Annotated in this window: 15 protein-coding genes and 2 tRNA genes; 5 read left to right on the top strand and 12 right to left on the bottom strand. The window is 60.4% G+C overall.

Going from position 1 to position 14,973, the window contains the following annotated elements; all coding sequences use genetic code 11:
- Positions 1-18 precede the first annotated feature (18 nt).
- Together ACE3OA_RS04850 and ACE3OA_RS04845 are read left to right on the top strand one after the other, a co-directional pair.
- On the top strand, positions 19-1,317 hold the full coding sequence (locus tag ACE3OA_RS04850) for an ABC transporter substrate-binding protein (RefSeq protein ID WP_374308475.1): 1,299 nt from the start codon (positions 19-21) through the stop codon (positions 1,315-1,317).
- Between the two features lie 81 nt (positions 1,318-1,398).
- On the top strand, positions 1,399-2,061 hold the full coding sequence (locus ACE3OA_RS04845) for a haloacid dehalogenase type II (RefSeq protein WP_374308473.1): 663 nt from the start codon (positions 1,399-1,401) through the stop codon (positions 2,059-2,061).
- Here ACE3OA_RS04845 and ACE3OA_RS04840 read toward each other — a convergent pair.
- The 6 genes from ACE3OA_RS04840 to ACE3OA_RS04815 are packed head-to-tail and all read right to left on the bottom strand — an operon-like array spanning position 2,058 to position 8,139.
- Positions 2,058-3,005 (bottom strand): branched-chain amino acid ABC transporter permease, encoded by a 948-nt coding sequence (locus tag ACE3OA_RS04840; protein WP_374308471.1) that lies wholly within the window; start codon positions 3,003-3,005, stop codon positions 2,058-2,060. The genes ACE3OA_RS04845 and ACE3OA_RS04840 overlap by 4 nt on opposite strands.
- Entirely contained in the window at positions 3,005-3,904 is a 900-nt protein-coding gene (locus tag ACE3OA_RS04835) for a branched-chain amino acid ABC transporter permease (protein WP_374308469.1), read from the bottom strand. Before ACE3OA_RS04835 ends, ACE3OA_RS04840 begins: the two co-directional genes overlap by 1 nt.
- A gap of 1 nt (position 3,905) precedes the next feature.
- The gene (locus tag ACE3OA_RS04830; protein ID WP_374308467.1) at positions 3,906-4,610 is read right to left on the bottom strand and encodes an ABC transporter ATP-binding protein; all 705 of its coding nucleotides are present in this window, start codon (positions 4,608-4,610) and stop codon (positions 3,906-3,908) included.
- A 3-nt stretch (positions 4,611-4,613) separates the two neighbouring features.
- The gene (locus tag ACE3OA_RS04825) at positions 4,614-5,375 is read right to left on the bottom strand and encodes an ABC transporter ATP-binding protein (protein ID WP_374308465.1); all 762 of its coding nucleotides are present in this window, start codon (positions 5,373-5,375) and stop codon (positions 4,614-4,616) included.
- 19 nt (positions 5,376-5,394) lie between these two features.
- Complete coding sequence (locus ACE3OA_RS04820) at positions 5,395-6,906, bottom strand: SDR family oxidoreductase (protein WP_374308463.1); 1,512 nt, start codon at positions 6,904-6,906, stop codon at positions 5,395-5,397.
- Positions 6,907-8,139, bottom strand: coding sequence for a dienelactone hydrolase family protein (locus ACE3OA_RS04815; protein ID WP_374308461.1), 1,233 nt, complete (start codon positions 8,137-8,139; stop codon positions 6,907-6,909). It lies immediately after the preceding gene.
- A gap of 219 nt (positions 8,140-8,358) precedes the next feature.
- Between ACE3OA_RS04815 and ACE3OA_RS04810 the strand changes: the two genes are divergently transcribed.
- On the top strand, positions 8,359-8,577 hold the full coding sequence (locus ACE3OA_RS04810; RefSeq protein ID WP_374308459.1) for a hypothetical protein: 219 nt from the start codon (positions 8,359-8,361) through the stop codon (positions 8,575-8,577).
- Between the two features lie 4 nt (positions 8,578-8,581).
- Here ACE3OA_RS04810 and ACE3OA_RS04805 read toward each other — a convergent pair whose 3' ends face one another.
- The gene (locus ACE3OA_RS04805; protein ID WP_374308457.1) at positions 8,582-9,478 is read right to left on the bottom strand and encodes a LysR family transcriptional regulator; all 897 of its coding nucleotides are present in this window, start codon (positions 9,476-9,478) and stop codon (positions 8,582-8,584) included.
- Positions 9,479-9,593: 115 nt separating this feature from the next.
- Here ACE3OA_RS04805 and ACE3OA_RS04800 point away from each other — a divergent pair, with 115 nt between their 5' ends.
- Complete coding sequence (locus tag ACE3OA_RS04800; RefSeq protein WP_374308455.1) at positions 9,594-10,019, top strand: DoxX family protein; 426 nt, start codon at positions 9,594-9,596, stop codon at positions 10,017-10,019.
- Positions 10,020-10,085: 66 nt separating this feature from the next.
- Here ACE3OA_RS04800 and ACE3OA_RS04795 read toward each other — a convergent pair.
- From ACE3OA_RS04795 to ACE3OA_RS04785, 3 genes are all read right to left on the bottom strand, one after another.
- Positions 10,086-10,162: transfer RNA gene (locus tag ACE3OA_RS04795), tRNA-Arg, on the bottom strand.
- 18 nt (positions 10,163-10,180) lie between these two features.
- Positions 10,181-10,489: an ETC complex I subunit gene (locus tag ACE3OA_RS04790; protein WP_374308453.1), complete on the bottom strand. Its 309-nt coding sequence runs from the start codon at positions 10,487-10,489 to the stop codon at positions 10,181-10,183.
- 179 nt (positions 10,490-10,668) lie between these two features.
- Positions 10,669-10,745: transfer RNA gene (locus ACE3OA_RS04785), tRNA-Pro, on the bottom strand.
- A 268-nt stretch (positions 10,746-11,013) separates the two neighbouring features.
- Here ACE3OA_RS04785 and ACE3OA_RS04780 point away from each other — a divergent pair.
- A complete protein-coding gene (locus ACE3OA_RS04780; protein WP_374308451.1) occupies positions 11,014-11,307 on the top strand; it encodes an HU family DNA-binding protein in 294 nt (97 codons plus the stop codon).
- 83 nt (positions 11,308-11,390) lie between these two features.
- On the opposite strand, the gene ACE3OA_RS04775 is transcribed toward ACE3OA_RS04780, so the two are convergent.
- Positions 11,391-13,835: a response regulator gene (locus ACE3OA_RS04775; protein ID WP_374308449.1), complete on the bottom strand. Its 2,445-nt coding sequence runs from the start codon at positions 13,833-13,835 to the stop codon at positions 11,391-11,393.
- A 64-nt stretch (positions 13,836-13,899) separates the two neighbouring features.
- Positions 13,900-14,970: a flagellar biosynthesis protein FlhB gene (flhB, locus tag ACE3OA_RS04770; RefSeq protein WP_374308447.1), complete on the bottom strand. Its 1,071-nt coding sequence runs from the start codon at positions 14,968-14,970 to the stop codon at positions 13,900-13,902.
- Between the last annotated feature and the right edge of the window lie 3 nt (positions 14,971-14,973).

The following is a 14,973-nucleotide window of genomic DNA, read 5'->3' as shown; positions in this document are numbered from 1 at the left end:
AGACAGGGGAACGACAATATGACGATCAGGACGTCGCTGATGAAGCGGGCCAGCATTGCAGCCATTCTCGCCTCCGGCCTCGCCCTCGCCGCCTGCGGTGAGGAGAAGAAGGAAGAACAAGCGGCCGCCACCAACGAAACCGCAACGTCGGCAGCGGCGCCGGCAACAGCGCCTGCAGGCGGTGATACCAAGGTCGGCATCCTTTTCGATGTCACCGGTCCGATCGCCAGCTTCATTCCGCCGATGATGGATTCGGTGAAGCTCGCCGAAAAGGAAATCAATGACGGCGGTGGATTGCTGGGCGGCAAGATGGTCACTGTGGTGGGTGACACCACCGGCGCCACCCAAGGTGCCGTCGACGCCGCCACCAAACTGGTCAATGTCGAGAACGTGCCGGTTGTTGTCGGGGCGCTGATGTCTGGCACGACGCTCGCCGCGGCCAACGCCGTGACCATTCCCTCGGGCGTGCTGCAGATTTCGCCGACGGCGACGTCGCCGGACTTCACCACACTCAAAGACAATGACTATGTCTTCCGCATCGTGCCATCGGATGCCTATCAAGGCGTCGTGCTGGCCAAGCTGGTGCTGGACCAGGGCATCAAGACGGTGGCCCTCACCTATGCCAACAACGACTACGCGACACCGCTCGCGACCGGCTTTGCCACCGCCTACAAGGCCGGGGGCGGCACCATCACGGCAGAAGTGAAGCACGAAGAAAAGCAGCAGAGCTATGCTGCCGAACTCGGCACCCTGGCCAAGGATAAGCCTGAGGCCCTCGTACTGATCGCCTATGCAGGCGATTCCGGCACGACGATCGTCAAGGAAGCTCTGGAGAACGGCCTGTTCAACCGCTTCATTGGCACAGATGGTCTTCGCGACAACAAGCTCATTGAACAGATCGGCGCCGACAATCTGAAGACCTCGTTCTTCACCTCACCCTCTGCGCCGGAAAGCGATGCCGCGAAAAAATTCGACGAGCTCTACACCTCGGCCTACCAGACGGCCAAGGACAAGATCTTCATCGGCCAGACCTATGACTCGGTCATGCTCGCGGCACTCGCCGTTGAGAAGGCCGGTTCCACCGATCGCGTCAAGGTGCGCGACGCGCTGCGCGAAGTGGCCAACGCGCCGGGCGAAAAGATCCTGCCGGGTGAATGGAAGAAGGCCAAGGAACTGATCGCAGCCGGCAAGGATATCGACTATTCCGGCGCCACGGGCGAAATGGAATTCGATGCCAATGGCGACATTCCCGGCGTCATCGGCCACTTCGTGGTTGACGGCAACAGCTACAAGCAGGTCGGTTTGGTCAATCCTTAACCGGTTTACTAGCGTAAGATTTGACGGCCCGCCTGTGATCGCAAGCTCATCGGCGGGCCGTCATTTTTTTGGAACCTACACATGACGCTTGGAGCCATCCTTTTCGACGCCTATGGAACGCTGCTCGACATTCATTCCAGCGTTGCGCGCCATGCGGCACGACTTGGCCCATCGGCAGGAGCTATTTCCAATCTGTGGCGACAGAAGCAGCTGGAATACACCTGGACACTATCGCTGGCCGGTGACTACCGCCCCTTTGACGCATTGACTGCCGAGGCATTGGATTTCGCTCTGGCAACCCATGGGATCGATGATCCGGTGCTGCGAAATGATCTGTTGGCAAGCTATCGCCGGTTGACACCTTTTGCAGATGTCGCACCAACGCTCACCGCGTTGAAATCCTCCGGGAAGAAGGTCGGCATTCTTTCCAACGGCACACCGGGCATGCTGCGGGAGGCTCTCGACAGCGCTGCAATCGCCGACCGTCTGGAGCCGATCCTCTCGGTTCACGCGCTGCGTTTCTACAAGCCGGATCCACGCGTTTACGGAATGGCTGCGGAAAGCCTTTATCTGCCGCCGCATTCGATCGGCTTCGTGTCCTCGAATGCCTGGGATGCAATGGGGGCTGCGCGCGTCGGTTTCAAGGTCTTTCTACTGCGCCGACAGCCTGGGCCCCAGGAATATGCTCTGGATGGCAAGGTGACGCCGATCGTCTCCCTCACCGCCCTACCACCCCTCGTCTAGCTATCGATCCGGCGCGGTGGTTTTTCCGGCAACACGCCCTTGGCGAAGCGCTGCAACACGACGATAAGCAGGACGCCGATCAAGAGGGCGCGCATATAAGAAGACCGGGTAATCCACTCCGCCGGCAGCCGATTGGTGAGCAATTCCGTTCCCGACCAGATCAGCCACACCAGGCCGGCGCCCAGCAGGGCGCCGCGATTGTTACCGCTGCCGCCGATGATCAGCATCACCCAAACCAGGAAAGTCGTGAGCAACGGTTCCGTGGCGCTTGATCCGATGAATTTGAAGTACATTGCCGAGAGCGCGCCCCCCAATCCCATCACCATGGCGCCAAGGACGAAGGCTTCCAGCCGGAAACGCACGACGTCCTTGCCGATCGCCGCAGCCGCCAGTTCATTGTCACGGATGGCCCGCATCGCGCGGCCCCAAGGCGAAGCCCAGGCCCGCTCGGCAGCGAAATAGAGCACCAGCATCGCCAGCAGGACGAAGCCGAGGAACGCGATATTGCCCCAAGGCTGACCAAGGCTTTCAAAAGGACGCGGCACCGTCGAGATGCCCATCGTGCCGTTTGCCAGCCAATCCTCGTTCTTGAGCACCAATCGGATGATCTCGGAAATGCCGATTGTCGCCATCGCCAGATAGTCGCCCTTGAGACCCAGACAGATGCGCCCGATCGGCCAGGCGATGGCCCCGGATAGCAGCATCGCGAGCGGGATGGCCAGCAAAGGCGGCCAGCCGAAACCGCCTAGATAATCCGGACTCTCGGGCGAGGTCAGGATCGCCGTTGCATAGGCGCCGACAGCGAAGAAGCCGGCAATGCCCGCATTGAAGAGGCCCGCAAAGCCCCATTGCAAATTGAGTCCCAGACAAAGAATGCCATAGATGCCGAACATCGTCGCCAGCGACAAGGCATACATGAGGTAGCCGAAGAAATGGGTGTCCATCACAGCACCCGCCCCTTGAAGATACCCGTCGGGCGCCAGACCAGCATGCAGACCATGACGAAGAAGGCGACAGCGTTCTTATAGGCAGGGGGCACCAGCGGATTGTCGCCAATCCAGGGATAGGTCGCTACTTCCTGCGCGATGCCGATGGCCAGGCCACCGAGGATCGCGCCATAAGGCTGGCCGATGCCGCCTAGAATCGCGGCGGCGAAGAGCGGCAACAGCAGATCCCAACCCACACTTGGGTGAAGCTTCGAATTGAGACCGGCGAAGATACCTGCCGCCGCAGCAAGGCCGCCGCCGATCAACCAGGTCCAGCGCACGACTTTTTCAGTATCGATGCCGGAAATGCGCGCCAGATCAGCATCGTCGCTCATGGCCCGCATCGCCTTCCCCATCCGGCTGCGACTGAGGAACCAGTGCAGGCCGACGGCAATGACAACTGAAACCAGGATGATGATGATGTGCTTCTGCGCCATCCGGAAATCGCCGATCAGCGGCACCGGTTTACGTATGCCCGTCTCGTAATTGAGCACGTCGACGCCCCAGAATAATTGGATCAGGGATCGCACGACCAGCATCACGCCAAAGGATGCAATCACCACGATGATGCCCGGACTGCGCCGGAACGGCTTATAGACGATCCGGTCGATCAGCACGCTGGCGAGCGCCGCCCCAATGATGGCAATGGGCAAAGCGAGATAGACCGACCAACCCAACCCGGCCACCAGGCTATATGCAAGATAGGCGCCGAAGGTCATCAGATCGCCATGGGCGAAATGCGCGAAGCGCAGGATCGCAAAAATGAGCGAAATGCCGACGGCGCCCAGTGCATAGATGCAGCCGACCGCAACGCCCGGCAACAGATAGAGATTGACGAAATCGGCTAAGGCTTCCACGTCACCCACCCAAAAAAGATTGGCCGATTTCAGGATTGCCGAGCAATGCCTCCGCCGTTCCGGTGAAGCGATTGCGCCCTGTCGCCAAAACATAACCGCGATGCGCAATCGCCAGGGCTTGCCGCGCATTCTGCTCGACGAGCAGTATACCTATGCCCGCCTTGTTGACGGCAACGATGCGCTCGAAAATCTGCTCCATTACGAGGGGTGACAGACCCGCCGTCGGTTCGTCGAGCATGAGCAGTTTCGGCTCCGTCATCAAGGCGCGGCCAACGGCTACCATCTGGCGCTGTCCGCCGGAGAGTTCGCCAGCCGGTTGGCCGGCCTTCTCTTTGAGGATCGGAAACAGGGTGAACACCTGCTCCATCACCCGCGCTTGGCTCGCGGGTTTGAGGAAAGCTCCCATCTCAAGATTCTCCCGCACCGTCAACGTGCGAAAGACATTCCGTTCCTGCGGCACGTAACCCATGCCGTAACCGACCAGATCATTTGGTGCCGCATTGGTGATGTCGCGACCTTCAAGCAGCACGCGGCCCGCCCGCAAGGTCACCAGGCCAAACAGCGCCTTCATCGCGGTCGATTTGCCGGCACCATTGGCACCGATGATGACGACGATTTCGCTGGAATCGACGGAAATGTCGACACCGTTGAGGATATCCATGCCGCCATAACCGCCTACCATACCTGTGGCTTCGAGAACTGCCATGCGTCAGACCTTCCCGCCACCGAGATAAGCTTCAATCACATCGGCATTCTGCCTTATCTCCTGCATCGATCCTTGTGTCAGCACCCGGCCTTCGGCCATCACAATCACCGGCGAGCAGAGTCGCGCAATCAGATCCATGTCGTGCTCAATGACGAAGAATGTGTAGCCATGCTCGCGATTGAGGCGCTCGATCTCACCGGCGATTTCGGATAGCAGCGTCCGATTGACACCGGCACCAATCTCATCCAGCAGGACGACCTTGGGCTGCCACATCATGGTGCGTGCGAGTTCGACCAGCTTCTTTTGGCCACCGGACAGATTGCCGGCCAACTCATGCTTCACATGGTCGATGCGCAATTGCGCCAGAACCTCCTCGGCACGCGCACGAATGCGGGCCTCTTCGGCCCGCACCTTCGACCAGCGCAGCCAGGCATTGATGATACGCTCTCCCGACTGACCAGCCGGCACAGCCATCAGATTTTCCAACACCGTCATGCGGCTGAACTCATGGGCAATCTGGAATGTGCGCGCGAGACCTTGTCCGAACAGGCGGTGGGCTGGCCAGCCGGTGACATCCATTCCGTCAAGGCTGATGTTGCCCCTGTCGGGCGTCAACAAACCGGCGATGATGTTGAACAAGGTCGATTTGCCGGCGCCGTTAGGACCGATCAATCCGGTGATCGATCCCTTGGCGACCTGCAGGCTGCAGCCGTCGACGGCACGAATGCCGCCGAAGCGCTTGACGATATTGTCGACGGTGATCATGGATGCTGTATTTGGCGGCTCATGCCTTTGCCCGCGAGGCAGACTCTGCCGGCAGATAGTTTGCAAAATCTCCCTCGATCGCCTTGGCATCGAGAGCGATGCCGCTGAACACGCCCGAGGCCATGCCACCCGGATAGATATCTTCCATCCGCGCCTTAAGCCCCTGGATCAGAGCCTCGGCCACCTGCTGCGGACGCATCTTCATGCCCTCAAAGCCCGGTGTCATGGGCGTATCGACGGCCCCCGGCAGCACGCCCATTACATGCGTGCCTTGCTGGCGCAGTTCTGCCCGCAACGCCTGCGTAAGTGACAGCAGCGCCGATTTCGACGCCGCATAGGTTGCCATCAAGGGTACGTTGCTGTGCGCGATCACGGAAATCAGATTGACCAACGCCCCACCGCCGCTCCTGGCGAGGACTGGCTGAAAGGCACGCGAGAGGGCGAGCGTCCCCAGATAATTCGTCTCCATCTCGCGTCTGGCATTGTCAAGCGCGTTGGCACTGAACACACCCTCGTTCGAGTTCCATCCGGCGTTGTTGACGAGGAGGCTGACATCCGGACAGGCCTTCGCTGCCTTGGCGACGCTGTCGGCATCCGTTACGTCGAGCTGAACCGGTATCAAGCGATCCGGTGCTACGGCTGCAAGCGTACGCAACGTTTCGACCTGCCGTGCGCCGCAATATATCTTGGCAGCACCCGCGCGCAGCAAGGCGCGGGCAATCTCGCTGCCGATGCCCCCATTGGCGCCGCTCACCAACGCGACCGCATCCTTGACGAGATTGGGCCCCACACCCGTACGGGCATTTTTGACGGCGCCTTTGGCGGTTTCCTGCACGAGCGCCTGGTCATAGGCAAGGACCACCCACTGGAAGCCTTGCGCGCGACGATCGGCGGCGAAACTCGCATAGGGGGTGAAGATACCGCAGCTCTTGCCCGCCGCCTTGGCCGCTGCCAACACGGACTGTACCGCAGCCTCGTGCTTTGGACCGAAATCCGGAAAGGTGCCAAGCGACATCGCCAGGTCAAAAGGACCGATGAAGAGCATGTCGATACCGGGGACGGCGGCGATCTCGGCCGCGTTCGCGACGGCTGTGGCGGTTTCGATCATCACCGCGACAACCAATTCATCATTGGCATTCGCCATATAGGATTTGTAGTCGAGCATCGGCCGCGTGCCGCCGCCAGAGCGCCCGCCCTGCGGTGGATATTTTGCTGCGCGCACCACGGCCCGCGCCTGATCTGCCGTATCGACCATGGGAACAATGAGTGCCCGCGCACCGGCGTCCAACACCATGCCGATCGCGTGATCGCTGGCATCGACGCTGCGCACGGTCGGGATCGTCTTGTGGCGCACCAGCCCGATTGCATATTCGAGGCTGAGGCGGTCCCACAGTCCGTGCTGCATGTCGAAGACAATGCAATCGGGGCCGGATTCAGCCAGCAACTCAGCGACCGAGGGCGAACCCAAGGTGGCCCAATGGCAGGCAATGCATCCGCCCGCCGCGAGTTTGTCCTTCAACGGGTTGCTCATTTACTTGCCCGCACTTTCCGACCAGCGTTTCATGAGCGTATTCGACGGCCGTTTTTCATCGACGAGCTTCTTCGCCGTCTCGATGCCCGCGGTCGGCAGGCCCTTCGGATCCAGCAAGCCGATCTGCACCAGGACGGACGCCTGATCCCAATAGATGTGCTCATTATAGAGCTTGTCACCGCGGAAGCAGACGATGGCAACCAGGGGGATTTCGACATATTTGCCGGTCGGCTTCACGCCGGGCAGCATCCAGTCAATCTCTCTGTCATGGGTGAAGCAGAACAGCATTTCATCCACCACACGGTCGGCGCCGATGGTGCGCGAGATCGGGACCAGCTTGGTATCCGCTGGGTTGTTGTTGACAAAATGATGCTGATAGAAGCGCGCCAGTTCCTTCTGCCCCACGCCGCCGGTCATGGTCGGGATATGATTGACATAGGGCTGGTCGACCATGGTCTTCATGGTCGCGGCGACATCGCGTGTTGCAAATTCATGATAGCAATGCGCATCCCACAGCGCCGACAGATCGTAATGCGGCCCCAGCGTCTTGCGGAAGACGGCGATCGAGCGTGAATGCGCCATGATTGTCGCGGGTTTGTCGAAATGCTCACCCATCGTGCGGGCGAAGGCATGATCGACACCGGGATAGGTATAGGTTTCAATCTCCGGCCGATTCTTGAAGTGCGCGACGATCTGCTCCCGCGCCTCGGCCGTACAATATTTATCGAGTTCGGCGAAATGGAGCACGGTCGGGCATTTTATATTCTTGCCCTCATCAAGGCTCCCCTCGATGCCGACGCCATAATAGCCCACGGCTGCGTCTACATCGACGCGGCAGGCCGTCAGGTAGGCGAGCTTGCCGCCAAGGCAATGACCGAGCACGCCGACCTTGCCGGTGCATTCCGGCCGGCCGCGCAGGGCCTTTACGGTCGCACCAATATCCGCGATGCCCTTATCGACATCGAACTTCTGGAAAAAGTCGAAGGCCTTCTGCCATTCCTCCGGCGAATAGCCCATATCGACGTTCGGCTCCATGCGCCAGAAAAGGTCCGGCGCAAGGACCACGTAACCTTCCTCGGCGTAATAATCGGCGGTTTCGCGCACATAGGCGTTCACGCCGAAGATTTCCTGGCAAAGAACGATGCCAGGACCCTTGCCGGATTTCGGCACGGCCATATAGGCGCGGAACTGGCCGCCATCCGAGGCTGTCACATTGATGAAGGTGCCGGCCATGATTTCTGCTCTCCCTGGTCTTTTTTGTCGCATAGCTGCACGAAAACTGCCCGATCATCCCCATCTTGGCAACTATATGTGCGGAAATTGGCGCATAAAGAGTCTTCTCCTGTTTATTGCACAAGCAGCGATCTGTGACGCCATGCCGCTGATGTAATTTGGGAAAGAGCGCCCATATAAGTTTAGCGAATGCGTGCCTCATTGGACGGAATGAGATTCTTGACTGAAAACCCGCCAGCCGAAGCTGCGGCGACTGACGCCTTGCTGCGTCCGGAGCCCAAGTTGGAGGAAAGCCAGAACGGTACAGCCGGTCTTGGCCTTTTCGGCTTTGCTTTGGCTGTTTTTGCACTGTTGGCCATCTACATCAGTAAACCTGTCGATGCGCCCGAATGGCCCGACTGCCCGATTCAGGCGCTCGGCAGTTGCGGCGAGCACTGATCCACTACTCCCCCGCCAGTAACCGCCGTTTCCGGCGCAAGGCCACCGATATGAATTCGATAAACGCCTTGATGCGCGCCGCGCGCTTGAGGTCGGGATGCGTCAGTATCCACAGGTTGGTTGCATAAGAGCGATCGACGGGCTCCAGCCGTCGCAGCAGCGCACTGCTGTCCCCTGCAAAGCAGGGCAGAACGGCGACCCCCATGCCGGCCTCTGCCGCGGAAACCTGCGCCAAAAGCGAATTGCTGCGATAGGCGAAGACCGGGTTGTGGCCGCGATTGCGATAGAATCCGCCAAAGCGGAGGGTTTCCGCGCCATCTTCCCAGCCGATCCAAGGCAAGGCATCCGCGGCCTCCCCTGCGGCCAGGCGATCGGCCAAGGCCGGACTGCCATAAAGCGTCATGTTCAGCGGCCCGATATTGATGCCCGTCATTGCTTCCGGCGCCGCCGCGGTCGGGCGCAAGGCGATGTCGGCCTCGCGCCGTGACAGATTGAGAAAGCGGTTCTCGACAATCACCTCCAACTCAATCTTTGGATAGCGCTCTCGGAAAGCCGCAAACATCGGCAAAAGCAGGCGCTGCACCATGTCGTCCGGCGCCGTAACCCGGATTGTGCCTGTGAGACTTAGATCGCCGCCGGCCATGCGCCGCTCCGCAGCGAGGGCCTGCACCTCCATCGCCTCGGCCGCCGCCAAAGCCACCTCGCCCACCGCGGTGAGGCCATAGCCGCTGCGATGCCGGTCGAACAGCCGAGCCCCCAGCCGGGCCTCCATGGCGTTCACCTGGCGAAAGACGGTGGCGTGGTTGACCCCCAATGTCCGCGCCGCCGGGGCCAATCCACCGGCACGGTGGATCGCCAGCACGACCCGATAATCATTCCATTCCAGCGAGATAGCGGACATGTCTGTGCGTTTTTGCAAATAACAGAAGCCAATAGTTGGCAGTTTATATCAGAAATTCAACAGCCGATATTGGTTTCACACCACCCTACTCTCTGCAGCCAAAGGAAATTGGACCATGATCGACCAAAAGAATGCAGCACTTGCTGCCCTCGCCCTCCGCCTGTCGTTGGGTGTCATGTATCTCGCCCACAGCATCATCCTTAAGTACCTGACCTTCACCCTGGCCGGCACTGCGCAATTCTTCGAATCGCTGGGCCTTCCCGCGACCCTCGCCTACCTCACCTTCGCCGCGGAAGCGCTGGGCGGTATCGCCCTCGTCATCGGCTTCAGGTCGCGCCTCGTCTCGCTGGCCCTGATCCCGGTCCTCCTCGGCGCTTTCTGGGTGCACAGCGGCAATGGCTGGGTCTTCAGCAGCGCCAATGGCGGCTGGGAGTATCCGCTGTTCCTGATCGTGATCTCGGGTGTCGTCGCCCTGCTCGGCAATGGCGCCTATGCTATCGACAACCTTCTCGGCAGGGCGGCACAGCCGGCCCGCGCCTGATCTCGGCCAGATAAAGCAAGAGCGGCAGTGGTACATCCACTGCCGCCCTTTTCTGTTCCTGCATTCTGGCGACCCCAGCGTGATTCGAACACGCGACCTGCTGCTTAGAAGGCAGCTGCTCTATCCAGCTGAGCTATGGGGTCCGATTCCTCAGCGATGAATCAATGGGTCCACCGGCCGACGCGATCGAAGCGGAAATTGTCGGCATAGGCCTTTGGCGCCACGCTGCGCTGTTTGGGCATCTCGATTTCATAGGCGATGCCTTCGCGCGTCGCATAGGCCACGGCTTCTTCCTGCGTGGCGAAAGAGAGCTTCACCTGACGGCGGGTGTCGCTGCTCGACGTCCAGCCCATCAAAGGATCGGCCTGGCGCTGCGACTGCTGGGGAAATTCCAGGATCCAAACGCTGGCGCGGCCGGAGCGGCCCGATTGCATCGCTGACTTAGCAGGCTGATAAATTCTCGCGGCCATCGCCCAACCTCGCTTCTGTTCGTTCCTACCCATAGGCCCCGATTCGGCCCTAAAACACTGGCCCGCGACCACCTTGCCGGCACCAGGTACCTGAAATTTTTCTGTGTCGGCAGCCTGGTGATGCCGACATCAGAATCGCGTCCAAGCTTGAAAGATCCCGTTAACAGGACCCCGCGAGATGGTCGGGGTGAGAGGATTCGAACCTCCGACACCCTGCTCCCAAAGCAGGTACTCTACCAGGCTGAGCTACACCCCGATCCCGCAAAATCAAGCATTTCCAGCCGTTTTATCAAAGCCCGCGGAAACTGCAACGGGCGTTTTGATGACCTTTCGGGTCGCGGCCGACCGGGCAGGAGACACCTATTAATCTGTCGTCCAGGCGCTCGGCTGATCGTCATTGCGCTGCAGAAAGGCCCGCGTCAAGCGGATTTCTATCGTACCAGGTCAGCTTTCTTTGTTTGCGACTCATTCCCGCCGTCGTTATGCTCCGGCCTTGGGAATCATCCGTGACAGAGGGGCTTACTATGGCGACCGCACCACAAAAGACCATAACCTTGAAGCAGCTCGGTACCGATCTGGCCGAAAAGCATGAACTGTCGAAGAAGCTGGCGAACGAAGTCCTTGGCGACCTCGTCACCCTCATCGGCAAGCACCTGAAGAAGGGCGACAAGATCCGTATCCCGGCTCTTGGCATCTTCCAGGTCCGCAAGCGCCCGGCGCGCATGGGCCGTAACCCGGCCACCGGCGAAGCCATCAAAATCAAGGCCAGCAAGAAGATCGCCTTCCGCGCTGCTAAGGAGCTGAAGGAATCGATCTAATCGATTTCTGACAAGTTCTGCCGTCTTGCGACAACGCCGCGCCCCTTGGGGCGCGGCGTTCTCGTTTGTGGTTTAGCGAGCGCTTAGTCGAGCACTTCCTTCACCTTGGTCGCCAACTGTTTCAGGGTAAATGGCTTCATCAGGAAATGCGCCTCTTCGCCCGCATCGATCTTGCGGCGGAAGTCGTCCTCGGCATAGCCGGAGATGAAAATGACCTTCACATCGGCCCGGCGCTGGCGAACTTCCTTGATCAAAGTTGGGCCGTCCATCCGCGGCATCACGACGTCGCTGATGATGAGGTCGATATCGTTGAGTTGCTCGTTGATGAGTTCCAGCGCTGCCTCGCCGCTCCTGGCCTCCAGGACCTTGTAGCCCTTGTTGCGCAGGGCCCGTGCGGAGAAAAGACGCACCGCGTCCTCATCCTCGACCAGCAGGACGGTACCGATCCCGGTCAGATCCCGCGGCTGATCCTCGGCGCTGTCGGCGCGGGTGGCAGCATCCCCTGAAGCGGCATGCTGCGGCAGATAGATACGGAAATTGGTGCCCTTTCCGAGCGTACTGTCGACGAAGACGAAGCCGCCCGTCTGGCGCACGATGCCATAGACGGTGGAAAGGCCGAGCCCCGTCCCCGACCCCACCGCCTTGGTGGAAAAGAACGGCTCGAAAATGCGGTCCAATATGTCAGCGGGAATTCCCGACCCGGTATCCGCGATTTCAATCAGCACATAGGGGCCAGGAGGCATCACCTCGACGCCGCGGCTGATCGGATCGGTCGTCGTGATATTGCGGGTGCGGATCAGCAGCCGTCCACCTTCCAACATCGCATCGCGTGCATTTACCGCCAGGTTGATGATGACCTGTTCCAGCTGGCCGGCATCGACGCGCACGAATTTGAGGTCGCGACCATGCTCCATCATCAGTTCGATATTCTCACCGATCAGTCGGCGCAGCAGATGCGAAAGCTCGGCCAGCACGTCGGTGACGTCGAGCACGCGCGGCTGTAGCGTCTGCTGGCGGGAAAAAGCCAGCAGCTGGCGCACCAGATTGGCGGCACGATTGGCATTCTGCTTGATCTGCATGATGTCGGCGAAGGACTGATCGCCGGCCTTGTGGCGCAGCAGCAGCAGATCGCAAAAGCCGATCATGGCCGTCAGCAGATTGTTGAAATCGTGGGCGATACCGCCGGCCAGCAGGCCGACCGCCTGCATTTTCTGCGACTGGGCGAATTGCGCTTCCAGCCGCTTCTGCTCGGTCGCATCGATGAGATGCACGATCAGACCGATGGCGCGCCCGCGGTCTTCGCGCCGCGAGGCATAGATGGTGACGGAGCGCTGCTTGTCACCGATCAATCGCACAGTTACCGGCTGTCCGGCCCGGCCCTCGGCCATGACTTGCGCCAGATGTGCCTCGGCGGCCGGTCGCTCCTCGGGTTGTACCAGATCGACAAAGCGCGCTTGCGCCCATTCCGCGCCGACCAGCAGGTGCTGGAAGGCGGGATTGGCCTGCTCCACCCGCCCCTTCTCGTCGAGCAGCAGGATGCTGGCCGGCGCCTCTTCAAAGAAGCGCTGGAAATACTGCTCCGAGACCTGCAAGGCGCTTTCCAGTTCACGCTCGCGGCTGAGGTCATGAACGACCGAACGCGTGCGCAGCCTGATCCCCTTGCCGTTAGGGGATTGCATATGCGCCACGTCGTGGCGGACGAAGGCCTGGAAGGTTCGGCCGTTCGGGCCGCGCAGCGCAACTTCACCGCTGCGCGCCTGCGGATCGCGGAACGGGCTGAAGGGTTGCGTCTCGGCCGGCAACGGGTCGGCGACAAGATCATGGAGGCTCTGCCGATACCCGCCCTCATTGTCGGGCAGCAGGCCCAGCCAACTGGCCAGCGTCGAGTTCACGAAAAGAAAACGGCCATTCTCGTCAACGGAATAGAAGCCGATCGGCGCATGCTCGATGAGATCGGCAAAGGTTTCGTGATCCGACCGGATGAAATCCTCGATCTGCCGCTGCGCCGTGACTTTCTCGGCACCCCACAGGACGAAGCCTGGAAATCCGACGATACTGCGTCCGGAAACATCAAACCAATCGGTCTGGCCGTCACCCTGCGGAATTTCGATCTCGGTGCGCCCGCGGCCACCCTCTGCCACAGTCAGGATCAGCTGTCGCAGAATCTCCGCGGCATCGGATCCCGCGCTGACGCGGGACAGCAGTAATTGCGGCAACGGCGCCTTGATATCGTGGAACAGGCGGCCGAAGGCGTCATTGGCGAGAACGACCCGGCCGGCAGGATCGATGAGCTGCCGCGCCCGGCTGGTGGCATTGAGGCTGCCAAGGAGCAGATCGCGGCGCGCCGCGGTTCCACGCCAGAGCCAGAACAATCCGGCAAGCGCAATCCCAAGGAGGATAAGAGCCGCTATGGCGATGACAATCGGCAGGCCAAGCGTCGTTGCCTCAGCCGTCTGGGCATGTGCCGGCATGGGCAGCAGCGCAACCGCCGTGAAAGTGACGCCACAAGAGGTGATCGTTGCGCGCAAAATGCTGTCCCCATCCCACTTTCGTCCGGCGAGTGTAGCCGATCCGATTGCCAAATCCAGCGGGCTAGAGTCGTCTTTTCTTGAGCTTGAAGATATAGGAAATCAGTTCGGCGACGGCCTTGTAGTATTCGGGCGGGATTTCCTGGTCGATGTCGACTGCAGCATAGAGACCGCGAGCCAGAGGCGGGTTTTCGATCACCGGCACATCGGCCTCTTCAGCCACCTCGCGGATACGCAGGGCGACCTTGTCGGTGCCTTTCGCGACGACCTTGGGGGCGGACATGGCGGTCTGGTCGTATTTGAGGGCAACGGCATAATGGGTCGGGTTGGTGACCACGACATCGGCCTTTGGCACCTCACCCATCATGCGGCGGCGCGCACGTTCCATGCGCAACTGGCGCAGACGCCCCTTCACAAGGGGGTCGCCTTCGGTCTGCTTGTATTCGTCGCGCAGATCCTGGCGCGACATCCGCAGGCTCTTCATGTATTCCCAGCGCTGATAGAGAATGTCGGCGGCGGCAATGACGCCCATCACGCAAAACACGCCGATCAACAGGATATGCACCTTGTCGCTGATCGCCGCGACCAGTTGCACCATTTCCATGCCGATCAGCTTGTGCAGATCGCCGATGCTGGGGACGATAAAATAGCCGACGATGGTCGCCACGATCGTGATTTTGAGGATGCCCTTGACCAGTTCCGCGACCGAACGCAGCGAGAAGATGCGCTTGAAGCCGGCCATCGGCGAAATCTTGTCGAGGCTGGGCATCAGGTTCTCGGCCGACCATAGCAGGCCGAACTGCAGGTAGCCGGCACCGAAGGCCGCCAGAAAGGCCAGGACGATCGGCGCCACGCCGGCGAGCAGCACCAGACCCAGGATGCGCCATGCCATATTGATGAGATGTCCGAGATCCGTTGGGATCTGATCGGGTGCCTCGAAAAACGGCAGCGACATGTTCACGATCTGCTGACCGGCGTAGCGGCCGAACAAAATGACCGCCAGCGTAAACGCCAAAATCATCAGTAGATGGTTGAATTCCTGCGACTTGGGCACCCGCCCCTCGGCGCGCGCTTCATCGAGCCGCTTTGAGGTTGGGTCTTCTGTTTTCTGTGAGTCGTCATTGTCCTCGGACATCGC

The organism is Dongia sp. (assembly GCF_041906375.1).
In the GTDB taxonomy this organism is placed as follows: Bacteria; Pseudomonadota; Alphaproteobacteria; order Dongiales; family Dongiaceae; genus Dongia.
This window is presented reverse-complemented; position numbering and strand designations above follow the sequence as displayed.

Bases quoted from the DNA above. Each gene is read 5' to 3' on its own strand.
- ACE3OA_RS04820 (WP_374308463.1), bottom strand. From the start codon at position 6,906: ATGAGCAACCCGTTGAAGGACAAACTCGCGGCGGGCGGATGCATTGCC.
- flhB (WP_374308447.1), bottom strand. From the start codon at position 14,970: ATGTCCGAGGACAATGACGACTCACAGAAAACAGAAGACCCAACCTCA.
- ACE3OA_RS04845 (WP_374308473.1), top strand. From the start codon at position 1,399: ATGACGCTTGGAGCCATCCTTTTCGACGCCTATGGAACGCTGCTCGAC.
- ACE3OA_RS04790 (WP_374308453.1), bottom strand. From the start codon at position 10,489: ATGGCCGCGAGAATTTATCAGCCTGCTAAGTCAGCGATGCAATCGGGC.
- ACE3OA_RS04840 (WP_374308471.1), bottom strand. From the start codon at position 3,005: ATGGACACCCATTTCTTCGGCTACCTCATGTATGCCTTGTCGCTGGCG.
- ACE3OA_RS04815 (WP_374308461.1), bottom strand. From the start codon at position 8,139: ATGGCCGGCACCTTCATCAATGTGACAGCCTCGGATGGCGGCCAGTTC.
- ACE3OA_RS04825 (WP_374308465.1), bottom strand. From the start codon at position 5,375: ATGATCACCGTCGACAATATCGTCAAGCGCTTCGGCGGCATTCGTGCC.
- ACE3OA_RS04800 (WP_374308455.1), top strand. From the start codon at position 9,594: ATGATCGACCAAAAGAATGCAGCACTTGCTGCCCTCGCCCTCCGCCTG.
- ACE3OA_RS04830 (WP_374308467.1), bottom strand. From the start codon at position 4,610: ATGGCAGTTCTCGAAGCCACAGGTATGGTAGGCGGTTATGGCGGCATG.
- ACE3OA_RS04780 (WP_374308451.1), top strand. From the start codon at position 11,014: ATGGCGACCGCACCACAAAAGACCATAACCTTGAAGCAGCTCGGTACC.
- ACE3OA_RS04805 (WP_374308457.1), bottom strand. From the start codon at position 9,478: ATGTCCGCTATCTCGCTGGAATGGAATGATTATCGGGTCGTGCTGGCG.
- ACE3OA_RS04850 (WP_374308475.1), top strand. From the start codon at position 19: ATGACGATCAGGACGTCGCTGATGAAGCGGGCCAGCATTGCAGCCATT.